Below are 8150 nucleotides of genomic sequence, written 5' to 3' on the forward strand. Positions count from 1 at the left end.
GCCCGGTGGTGACCGGGCCGTCCGGCCGTTCGGGGGCGGCGAGGCCCCGGCCGTCCCCGCTCAGGCGAGGCTCCGGCCACCTCCCGCCCCGGCACCGCCCCGGCGCAGCAGCCGGCCGGCCGCCAACAGCACCACCAGCAGCCCGCCCGCCATCGGGAGCAGATTCCACACCCCGCCGACCACCTGCCAGAGCCGGAACAGGCTGAACCCGGCCGTCAGCGGCAGCACCGCGAGCCCGACCGCCGCCGGCGCCGGCCGCTCCCGCGCCGCGAAGAGCAGTGCGAACAGCGGGACGAGCAGCAGCGCCGCGGCCGCCGCACCGTCCATCAGCACGAAGGAGCTGTAGAAGTCCTCCGCCCACAGGACCAGCCCGCCGCCGACCGCCGCAGCCGCCACCACGGCCCGGTCGCGCCAGGTCGGACGCTCCAGCAGTTCCAGCGGCGCGAGCGCGAAGAGCAGGCCGGCGAGCAGCACCGGGGACGCCTGCGCGATCTCCAGGAGGCAGATCCACGTCTCGGGCGCGTAGACCACGGACGCCCACACCGCCCCCCACAACCCGACGAACGCCACGGCGAGCGCCGCGAACCGCGCGAGCCGCCACCGGCCGGCCAGGACCGCGGCGACCAGCAGCAGGGGCACGAACACCTGGCCGACGTTCCACAGGAAGTAGGGCACCTGGGTGAGCCGGTCCGGCAGCTCCCACAGGGAGTACCCGGCCGGGCGGAGGGCGTCGTACCCGCCCCGGGTCAGGCCCAGGCCCGCGACCGCGCCGGCGATCAGCGGCGCGGCCAGCGCGAGCAGCCGGCCCGCGAGCGAGGTGGCGGTCAGGCCGGTGCGCATCCGCAGCCCGTACGACCCGAGGTCGAGGGCCTCCCGGACGGTCGCGAGCCTGCCGACCCCGTCGGTGCTGTCGGCGAAGACGGCGGACAACTCGTCACCGCGCTCGCGCCGGTAGCGGGCGGGGTAGAGCCGGAGCGCGGCACGGAAAGCCACCGGGTCCACTGCCCCCGGGAATGCCTGAGTCGTCATGCGAAGGCCCCCCTGACCTTGAGGAACGCGAGCTTGGCCGAACCGGTGGCGGGCCGGGAGGCGGCCGGCCGGACGGCCGCCAGCCGCCGCTGGGCCTCCTCGGCGACGGCACGCAGCCGTTCCGCCTCGGTGGCCAGCGCGCCCCGCCCGCCCTCGGTGAGCGCATAGGTGCGCCGCGCCCGGCCGTCCACGACCTCCTCGGACGCGACCTCGATCAGCCCCTGCTGGAGCAGCCGGTCGAGCGCGCCGTACAGCGTCCCGGTGCGCATCTTGACCCGGCCGTCCGAGATCGCGGCGATCTCCTGGATGAGCGCGTAGCCGTGCCTCGGGGCATCGGCCAGCGCGGTGAGGAGGAGCAGCGTCGGTTCCTGCATGGCCCGTTCTGTCATGAAGCTACATATACATCTCACCGGCATATCCAGTCCAGTGGAATTGCCGAACCGGGCGCGCCCGCCCACCACAATGGCCGCATGCCCGAAGCCCCCGCGGACCTGCTCGCCGCCTGGACCGACCTGCTCCACCGCTGCGGTACGGACACCGACCCCGCCCCGGCCGGCCGGGAGCTGCTGCGCCGCTGGGCCGAGCCGCAGCGCCGCTACCACACCACCGACCACCTGCGCGCGGTGCTGGGGCACGTGGACGCGCTCGCCGGGCACGCCGACGACCCGGACGCCGTCCGGCTGGCCGCCTGGTTCCACGACGCCGTCTACCGCCCGGACCGCTCCGAGAACGAGGAGCGCAGCGCCGCCCTCGCCGTCCGGGCGCTCACCGCGGCGGGCCTGCCCGCGGCCCGGACCGGGGAGGTGGCCCGGCTGGTCCGGCTCACCGTCACCCACCACCCCGGGCCCGGCGACCGCGACGGCGAGGTGCTGTGCGACGCCGACCTCGCCGTGCTCGGCGGCCCGCCGCAGGACTACGCGGCGTACGCGGCGGCCGTCCGGGAGGAGTACGCCTTCGTGCCCGCCCCGGACTTCCGCGCCGGGCGTGCGGCCGTGCTGCGGCAACTGCTCGCGCTCCCCGCGCTCTACCGCACGCCCACCGCGCACGCCCGCTTCGACGCCGCCGCCCGGGCCAACCTCACCGCCGAACTCGCCCGCCTGGAGGCCGCCGGCTGAGCGGGCGGGGACCCGCGCGGCCGGCGGCCGGACCACCCGGCGTCAGCCCGTCCGCCGCGCCAACGGCAGCCGTGACCGGGTGAACGCGGCGGCGCCCAGCCCCGCCACCACCGGCAGCACCACCGTGATCGTCGCCAGCAGCGCCCACGGCGCGGTGAACGGGGCCTGCGGCACGCCGATCCGCCCGCTCGCGTGCGAGCGCAGCAGCGCCACCGCGGGCACCAACCCGCTGGCCGTGCCGATCGCCGCGCCGAGCCCCGCGATCAGCATGCTCTGCAGCCCGGCCTGCACCCGGTGGATCCGCGGCGGCGCACCGACCGCGGCCAGCGTGGCCCGGTCGCCCAGGGAGTCGGCGGCGGCCAGGCCGGTGGCCACGGCCGCGGCGCCCAGCACCACCACGACCGCGAACCCGGCGAGCGCGAGGCCGACCACGTCGTCCTTCGGCTGGAAGCCGCGCTCCACGTGCAGCACGGCCCGCGGGACGACCTGGGCCAGATCGGCCTCCACCCGCTGCTGCGCCTTCGCGGTGGGCGGGTGCGCGGGCCGCCACACCGAGCCGATCGACTCGGTGGAGAGACCGGCCTTGCGCACCGCGTCCGGGCTCATCAGCAGCCCCCCGTACCGGGCGGCCTCCGGGCTGTCGACCAGGAGCGCGTCGACCGCGATCTCCTTGGTGCCCGTCTGCGGGGTCTCCCCGGGCTGGACCGGACCACCGCCGGCCGCGCCCAGCATGGTGAGCACCGCCCGGCCGTCGTGCAGCCGGGCACGGTCGAAGACGATCGCCCGGCCGGCGGCCAGGGCCTCCTCGACAGCCCGGTCGTTCACCCCGAACAGGTTGCGCAGCACCGTCGCGTCGCCGACCAGCGCGCGGCTGTCGGGGCCGCCCACCTGGAAGCGGCCGCCCGTCCCCTTGACCTGCACCACGCTGGAGCAGCCCTCGCAGAAGACGTAGAGCATGCCGTGGACGTCCGCGCGGGTGCCCGCGTCCGGCAGGCCCCGCTCGACGGCGGCACGCAGCCGCGGCAGCCGCGGGTCGTCCGGCTTCATCGGGGCCTCGACCACGACGGCGCCCATCGGGGCGGTCGGACGGTAGGCGACCCGATCCTGGGCCTCGGTGCCGGTGGTGTAGACGCCGACGGCGACGGCTCCGGCCACGGCGGCCATCACCGCGGCCACGGCGGGCGCGGTGCGGCCGCGGTGGCGGGCCGAGTCGCGCAGGGCCAGCCGGGGGCCGAGCGGCAGCCGGGCGGCGAGCCTGCCGAACGACGCGACCAGCAGCGGGGTGAAGAGCAGGAAGCCCAGTTCGGCGGTGACCGCCCCGGCGAGCACGGTGAGCGCCTTCACGGTGAGCCCCTTGAACACCGGCAGGCCGGTGGCGTCCTGGCCGCCGGCGCCGTAGAGCGCCAGGCCGGCGCCCGCGACGACCAGGAGCCCGCCCAGCAGCGGGAGCCGGCGGCTCGGCGCGCCGACGGTGTCCCGGCCGCTGAGGCCGGCCACCACGTCGCGGCGGGCGGCCTGCACGGCCGGCACCACGGCGGCCAGCAGCGCGGTGACCACACCGACGGCGGCGATGGCCAGCAGGTCGAGCGGCGCGATCGCGAAGTGCCCGAAGCGGCTGCCGCCGGCCTCCTCGGCCCAGGGCCGCAGCACGGCGACCAGGCCGACGCCCGCCGCCAGGCCGAAGGCCGCGCCGACGGTGCCGAGCACCAGTCCGGAACCGAGCACGACCGCGCGGACGTGGCCCCGGTTGCCGCCGGCGGCGCCGATCAGGGCGAGCTGGCGGCGCGAGCGGCGGGCGCCCACCGCGAAGGCCGGGCCGGCCAGCAGGGCGACCTCCAGCAGCGCCATCCCGACGACCGTCGCCAGCACGACGACCCGCTTGTCCGCGTCGGGGAGCTTGAACAGGTCGGGGTCGTAGGTGACGGCGGACGCGGGCGGCGGGTCGAGCGCGACGGCGCGCGAGGTCACCGTGAAGCCGTGCCGGTTGAGCGCCCGGACGGCGGGCCAGTCCAGGGCGGCGCCGCCGGGCATCCGCACCAGCCAGCGCTCGGGGCGGGCCTCGTCCGCCCCGGCCGCGGTCAGCCCGGACGAGGCGCCCGCGGTGGGCGGGGCCGTCGCGGCCAGCGGGGCGATCAGCTCGCCGGGCCGGGCCACCAGCTCGACCTTGTCGAGGTCGCCGGGGTACTCGACCACACCGGTCAGCTTGAACGGCGCCGTGTCGAGGCCCTTGACCGTGGTGGAGTCACCGATCCGCAGCCCGGCCTCGGCGAGGAAGGCCCGGGTGACGGCCGCCTCGTGCGAGGCGCTCGGCGCCCGGCCCTCGACCAGGTCGAGCCGGCCGCTCCAGATCCGGTCGGTGAGGTCGGCCTCGGAGGTCGCGGCGGTGAACAGGCCCTCCCGGGTGGAGGTGCTGACCGCCGGCCCGGGAGTGGCCGGCAGCAGCACCGCGCCCCGGGGCAGCAGCCCGGCGGCCAACTCGGCGGGGGAGCCCGCCGCGGCGGCGGCCGTCACCGAGGCCGGATCGGTCCGGTTCTCCGGCAGCACCTGCACGCCGTCCTCGGCGAACGGCCCCTGGTCGACCGAGCGGCCCGGCCGGTGGGCGGTGACCAGGGCGTCCGCCCCGCCCATCAGCCGTTCGACCCGCTCGCCGGGGGTGAGCTGTCCACTGCGGTGGACGACGTCGGCGCCGGCGACGCCGAGCACCGGCAGCGCGACCATGGCGGCGACCAGGGCGCTGCGGCCCTTGGCGCGCAGGGCGTCGCGGCGGGCGATCCGCAGGGCGACGCGCAGGGCGGAGAGCCTCATCGCCGACCCCCGTCCGGGGCCACGGAGAGCAGCCGGCCGGCGGTCTCCTCGACCACCAGGCCGTCGCGCAGCACGACCACCCGGTCGGCCCAGACGGCGTGCCGGGCGTCGTGGGTGACCATCATGGCGGCGGCGCCCGCGTCGCACCGCGCCCGCAGCACGGCCAGCACGGCCTCGCCGGTGGCGGAGTCGAGGGCGCCGGTGGGCTCGTCGGCCAGCACCAGCCGCCGCTCGCCGACCAGGGCGCGGGCGATCGCGACGCGCTGCTGCTGGCCGCCGGACAGCTGCTCGGGGAAGCGGTCGGCCAGCTCGGCGATGCCCAGCTCGCCCAGCGCGTCCCGGGCCTCGCGGCGGGCGGTGCGACCGGAGACGCCGTCCAGCTCCCGGGGCAGCGCGATGTTCTCGGCGGCGGTCAGCGCCGGGACGAGGTTGTAGTCCTGGAAGACGTAGCCGACCGAGCGGCGCCGGACGGCGGCCAGGCCGGTCCGGCTCAGCGCGCCGAGTTCGACGCCTTCGACCAGCACCTGGCCGCGGCTGGGCCGGTCCAGGCCGCCCGCCAGCGTGAGCAGGGTGGACTTGCCGGAACCGGAGGGCCCCATGACGGCGACGAACTCGCCCGGGCGGACGGCCAGGTCGATGCCGCGCAGCGCCTGCACCGCGGCCGCGCCCGCGCCGTGCACCCGGGTGACCGCCCGCAGCTCCAGGACGGGCCGGGTCGGATCTGGCTGGGACATGGGTCTCCCCCTCGCTTGCCTTGAAGGCTCAGATGGACTGTATAAGCCGTTAGACTACATATGCCGTCCATCAGTTCCACTCGGGACGAAAAAACCGCCGCCGCACCCGGAGGTGCGGCGGCGGTGCGATCCGGCCGAAGGAGGTCTACGACAGCTTGCCCACCGGCGCCACCACGGCGCCGCGCTTGCCGCACACCCAGTGCGGGTCGGGCCCCAGCTCCGGCTCCACGCCCAGCGCGTGCGGATCCCCGTCCGCCGCGCAGTCCGCGCACAGCGGCCAGCGCCCGTGGCTCTCCAGCAGCGCGTCCTGGACGTCCTGGGCGACCAGGCCCAGCACGTACTCGGTGCCGTCCGGCCACTGCTCCAGCCACCAGCGGCGGTGCGCCACGGCCTTCTCCACCAGGGACACCACCGCGGCGTCGGCGGCGTCCCGCGTGGTCAGGTCGGCCAGGATCAGCGCCCGCGCGGTGTGCAGCGCCGTCTCGATGTCGTCTGTCGTAGCCATCCGTCCAGTCTCCCAAGAACGTCCGGGAACGCCGCACGGGCGGCTCCCCGGAGGGAACCGCCCGTGCGAGCGAGGAACAAGCCGATCCGACGAGCGGATCAGAAGTCCATGTCACCGCCCGGCATGCCGCCGCCGGCGGCCGCGGCGGCCTTCTCCGGCTTGTCGGCGATGACGGCCTCGGTGGTGAGGAACAGCGCCGCGATGGAGGCGGCGTTCTGCAGCGCGGAGCGGGTGACCTTGGCCGGGTCGATGATGCCCTCGGCGACCAGGTCGACGTACTCGTTGGTGGCGGCGTTCAGGCCGTGACCGGCGGGGAGGTTGCGCACCTTCTCCACCACGACGCCACCCTCCAGGCCGGCGTTGGTCGCGATCTGCTTGATCGGGGCCTCCAGCGCGACCTTGACGATGTTGGCACCGGTGGCCTCGTCGCCGTCCAGCTCCAGCTTGTCGAACGCGACACCGGCCTGCAGCAGGGCGACGCCACCACCGGCGACGATGCCCTCCTCGACGGCGGCCTTGGCGTTGCGGACGGCGTCCTCGATGCGGTGCTTGCGCTCCTTGAGCTCCACCTCGGTGGCCGCGCCGGCCTTGATGACGGCCACGCCGCCGGCCAGCTTGGCGAGGCGCTCCTGGAGCTTCTCGCGGTCGTAGTCCGAGTCGCTGTTCTCGATCTCGGCGCGGATCTGGTTCACGCGGCCCGCGACCTGCTCGCTGTCGCCGCCACCGTCGACGATGGTGGTCTCGTCCTTGGTGATGACCACCTTGCGGGCGGTGCCCAGCAGGTCGATGCCGGCGTTCTCCAGCTTCAGGCCGACCTCCTCGGAGATCACGGTGCCACCGGTGAGGATGGCGATGTCCTGGAGCATGGCCTTGCGGCGGTCGCCGAAGCCCGGGGCCTTGACGGCGACGGACTTGAAGGTGCCGCGGATCTTGTTCACGACCAGGGTCGACAGGGCCTCGCCCTCGACGTCCTCGGCGATGATGACGAGCGGCTTGCCGCTCTGCATGACCTTCTCCAGCAGCGGCAGCAGGTCCTTGACCGAGCCGATCTTGGAGTTGGCGATCAGGATGTAGGGGTCCTCGAACGAGGTCTCCATACGCTCCAGGTCGGTGGCGAAGTAGGCCGAGATGTAGCCCTTGTCGAAGCGCATGCCCTCGGTGAGCTCCAGCTCCAGACCGAAGGTGTTGCTCTCCTCGACGGTGATGACGCCTTCCTTGCCGACCTTGTCCATGGCCTCGGCGATCAGCTCGCCGATCTGGGTGTCGGCGGCGGAGATGGAGGCGGTGGAGGCGATCTGCTCCTTGGTCTCCACGTCCTTGGCCTGGGCCAGCAGCTGGTCGGAGACGGCGGCGACGGCCTTCTCGATGCCGCGCTTCAGGGCCATCGGGTTGGCGCCGGCGGCGACGTTGCGCAGACCCTCGCGGACGAGCGCCTGGGCCAGCACGGTGGCGGTGGTGGTGCCGTCACCCGCGACGTCGTCGGTCTTCTTGGCGACCTCCTTGACGAGCTCCGCACCGATCTTCTCGTACGGGTCCTCGAGCTCGATCTCCTTGGCGATGGAGACACCGTCGTTGGTGATCGTGGGGGCGCCCCACTTCTTCTCCAGCACGACGTTGCGACCCTTGGGGCCGAGCGTGACCTTCACTGCGTCGGCGAGCTGGTTCATGCCACGCTCAAGGCCGCGGCGAGCTTCCTCATCAAAGGCGATGATCTTGGCCATCTGAAGTGGTCCTCCGGGACACGGTCGACTGCTCGGACCAAGGGGTGCCCGCGACGGACGGCCCTGGTGTGCGGGGGTCCATTCCCCTACCGCTCCCTGGGGCCTCACCGACCCGGTCCGCTTGTCACTCTCAAGCTGTGAGTGCTAACGCCAATGATTAGCACTCTGGGTGGTCGAGTGCAAGCCCAATCGGCGACCCGCGAGCCGCGGCACACGACGGCGGGCCCGTGCGACCTGGGGT

Annotated in this window: 7 protein-coding genes; 1 reads left to right on the forward strand and 6 read right to left on the reverse strand. The window is 75.0% G+C overall.

Translation table 11 applies throughout. The annotated features are described in order from the left end of the window. Positions 1-60: 60 nt before the first annotated feature. Together ACFU74_RS34470 and ACFU74_RS34475 are read right to left on the reverse strand one after the other, a co-directional pair. On the reverse strand, positions 61-1029 hold the full coding sequence (locus ACFU74_RS34470) for a hypothetical protein (protein WP_380764047.1): 969 nt from the start codon (positions 1027-1029) through the stop codon (positions 61-63). After that, positions 1026-1418: a PadR family transcriptional regulator gene (locus tag ACFU74_RS34475; protein ID WP_380764049.1), complete on the reverse strand. Its 393-nt coding sequence runs from the start codon at positions 1416-1418 to the stop codon at positions 1026-1028. Before ACFU74_RS34475 ends, ACFU74_RS34470 begins: the two co-directional genes overlap by 4 nt. Before the next feature lie 81 nt (positions 1419-1499). On the opposite strand from ACFU74_RS34475, the gene ACFU74_RS34480 reads away from it, so the two are divergent. Then, entirely contained in the window at positions 1500-2144 is a 645-nt protein-coding gene (locus ACFU74_RS34480; protein ID WP_380764051.1) for a hypothetical protein, read from the forward strand. A gap of 42 nt (positions 2145-2186) precedes the next feature. Here ACFU74_RS34480 and ACFU74_RS34485 read toward each other — a convergent pair whose 3' ends face one another. From ACFU74_RS34485 to groL, 4 genes are all read right to left on the reverse strand, one after another. Then, positions 2187-4949, reverse strand: coding sequence for an FtsX-like permease family protein (locus ACFU74_RS34485; RefSeq protein WP_380764053.1), 2763 nt, complete (start codon positions 4947-4949; stop codon positions 2187-2189). Next, the gene (locus tag ACFU74_RS34490) at positions 4946-5683 is read right to left on the reverse strand and encodes an ABC transporter ATP-binding protein (RefSeq protein ID WP_380764055.1); all 738 of its coding nucleotides are present in this window, start codon (positions 5681-5683) and stop codon (positions 4946-4948) included. The genes ACFU74_RS34485 and ACFU74_RS34490 overlap by 4 nt, the downstream gene beginning before the upstream one ends. Positions 5684-5828: 145 nt before the next feature. Next, on the reverse strand, positions 5829-6188 hold the full coding sequence (locus ACFU74_RS34495) for a hypothetical protein (protein ID WP_380764057.1): 360 nt from the start codon (positions 6186-6188) through the stop codon (positions 5829-5831). A 98-nt stretch (positions 6189-6286) separates the two neighbouring features. Then, positions 6287-7909, reverse strand: a complete 1623-nt coding sequence (gene groL, locus ACFU74_RS34500) for a chaperonin GroEL (protein ID WP_350564623.1) — start codon at positions 7907-7909, stop codon at positions 6287-6289. Between the last annotated feature and the right edge of the window lie 241 nt (positions 7910-8150).

Source organism: Kitasatospora sp. NPDC057500 (assembly GCF_042802195.1).
Taxonomy (GTDB): Bacteria; Actinomycetota; Actinomycetes; order Streptomycetales; family Streptomycetaceae; genus Kitasatospora.